This is a genomic window from Leisingera sp. F5 (genome assembly GCF_001593695.1).
Genome location: NZ_LUKH01000420.1, coordinates 1 through 2,515 on the forward strand (window position 1 = coordinate 1; position 2,515 = coordinate 2,515).

At 61.7% G+C, this 2,515-nt stretch carries 2 protein-coding genes; both read right to left on the reverse strand.

Features of this window, described 5'->3' with window-relative positions; genetic code table 11:
• Positions 1-486 precede the first annotated feature (486 nt).
• Positions 487-2,046: a trimethylamine methyltransferase family protein gene (locus tag A2I95_RS31245; RefSeq protein ID WP_291736082.1), complete on the reverse strand. Its 1,560-nt coding sequence runs from the start codon at positions 2,044-2,046 to the stop codon at positions 487-489.
• A 235-nt stretch (positions 2,047-2,281) separates the two neighbouring features.
• Positions 2,282-2,515, reverse strand: a 234-nt coding sequence (locus A2I95_RS31250) for an HAD hydrolase-like protein (protein WP_291736084.1), incomplete at its 5' end; no start/stop codon positions are given.

Sequence of the window (2,515 nt, forward strand, 5' to 3'; positions counted from 1 at the left end):
GCCCCGTAGGTACTGGTCACAAAAGCCTGAATCGCCCTATTGATCAGACCGTGCATACAATGGCCCCTCTTTGCCTTTGCCACAGTCTTGACGCCTGCAGGTTAAGAAAGAACCAACAAAGCTGATTTGCGTGATAAGGCGCGCGCGTTTCTTGTGTAATTTTCAACTCTTGCACGAACCCTGCACCCTCAGCAGCAGAAACCGGCTATGTGCGCAGCGCGGCCATGGTCTGGCAGCCGGCCCTGCAGCCAGCCGCATCTGATACCTACTTCAAATTTGCACGCACCAGCACTCCCGCATTGGACCGTTCAGGCGCCCCTCCCTACTGGACCGGCTGGCGCCAGGAGGCAAGCCTGCAGCTCTGTATCCGCGCCAAACCGGCGGCTTCCAACCTGCCGCCGGCACGCTGTGTGCCAAACCTGCAACCCGCGCATAAAAAAGCGGAGGGGCTGCCTCCGCTTTTCCTGCTGGTGATAGGCCGGTGCCTCAGAAATCTGTCGGCGCGCCACCCTCGGCCTTGCGACGGGCGACGAAATCCGCCAGTTCGTCGCGAACTGCTGCGTCCATCGGCGGCTCCTCGAAATCGGCGATGATCTCCTTGAACAGCTTGTGGGCGCGCTCAGCAGTCCAGGTCGCACCTGCCGCCTCCCAGGCCTCGTAATTGCGCCAGTCGCTCAGGAACGGCTGATAGAAGGCCTCGGAATAGCGGTCCTGGGTGTGCTGAATACCGAAGAAATGGCCGTCATTGCCGACTTCCTTGATTGCATCCAGCGCAATTTCCTCCGGTCCGGTCGCCGAGATTTGCGGCTGCATATAGCGTTCGATCTGCTGCAGGATCTCGCAATCCATGATGAATTTCTCCGGGCTGGCAATCAGCCCGCCCTCCAGCCAGCCGGCCGCGTGGTAGACCATATTCGTGCCTGACTGCACCGCAGCCCACAGCGAATTGGAGGTCTCCCAGATCGCCTGCCCGTCCGGTACGTTGGCGGCGCAAACGCCTGAGGAGCGCATCGGCAGGCCATAGAACCGCGCCATCTGCCCGGTCATCTGGGTCGAGCGCATGTATTCCGGCGTGCCGAATGCCGGCGCGCCCGACTTCATGTCGACGTTGGAGGTAAAGGTGCCAATCACGCAGGGCGTGCCGGGACGCACATACTGGAACAGCGCAATGGCACAGAGGCTTTCGGCAATCGACTGCGCTACCGCACCGGCCATGGTCACCGGCGCCATCGCGCCCGCCAGCGTGAACGGCGACACCACGATGGCCTGACCGCGCCGCGCCAGCCGCAGGCAGCCGTCGATCATCGGAAAGTCGTGCTTCAGCGGCGAGGTGGAGTTGATGTTGGTGTACATATGCGGCTTGGCATCGAATTCTTCGTGGCTGAGCCCGCCGGCAATCCGCACCATCTCCATCACGTCTTCGACCCGCTCCTTGCCAAGGGAGTAGGCATGCATCGCTTTGTCGGTGAGCGTGAGCTTGTCGTAAAGCACATCCAGATGCCGGGTAGAGGCATGCAGGTCCACCGGCTCCACCGGATAGCCGCCGGCAAAGTGGATGCAGTTGAAGTACTGGGTCAGTTTCAGCAGGTTACGGCATTGCTCGCGGTTGCCGGCCACCTTTTTGTTCAGCTCCATATCCCAGTAGTTCGGCGGCGAAGACACATTGCCGAACAGGATGTGATTGCCGCCCAGCGGAATGGTCCGGTCCGGGTTGCGCGGCGTGATCGAGAATTCGCGCGGGGCCTTGCCAACCATCTCCATCACAAAGTCCCGGTCCATTTTGACCAGCTCGCCCTCGACCTTGACGCCGGCCTGTTTGAAGATCTCCAGCGCTTCCGGGTTCAGGAAAACCACGCCGATCTCTTCCAGGATACGCATGGCGCCCTCGTGGATTGCCATCACGCCTTCCTCGCTCAATGGCTCGGTCGGCCGGTCGATGTTGACCGGGATCTGCCAGGGCATTTGCTCCAGCGCAGCGCTGCCGCGCCGGGCCGCTGCGCCTGCCCTGCCTCCGCCCCGCTTCTTGCGCGCACCTGTGTCTGCCATACCGGTCTCCCCTGGATCCGAATTTCAAAAATGCCGATAGCCACTCACTGTGCCAATCCCGCCCGCCGAAAACAGTCCAAACCCGACTATCGCTGTCGTTTTTGCCGTGCGATCCGGCGGTTCAGGATATTTCTGTACACTTGTGCCCAGTATGCCGCAGCAAAAACCAGCGTACAAGACTGCACGCCGGCAAAAACGGGCGTCCCCGTTTCAAAACGCGGGAATCAGTGGAGGATCAGCGGTCCATCCAGGCCGGGATATGGCCGATATCGGGCAGCACAATATCTGCGTGCGGCGCCAGCTCATCGTGCAGGGCCATGCCGGTCAGGACGCCGATCCGCTGCATTCCCGCCGCCGCGCCTGCTTCCAGATCATGGCGGCTGTCGCCGACCATGGCCGTCCGGCCGGGAGAGACGCCCGCAGCCTTGCAAAAGGCCAAAAGCGGATCCGGCGCCGGCTTGGCCCCATG

What these genes read in the sequence shown, in the direction of transcription:
- A2I95_RS31245 (WP_291736082.1), bottom strand. Translation starts at nt 2,046, where the DNA reads ATGGCAGACACAGGTGCGCGCAAGAAGCGGGGCGGAGGCAGGGCAGGC.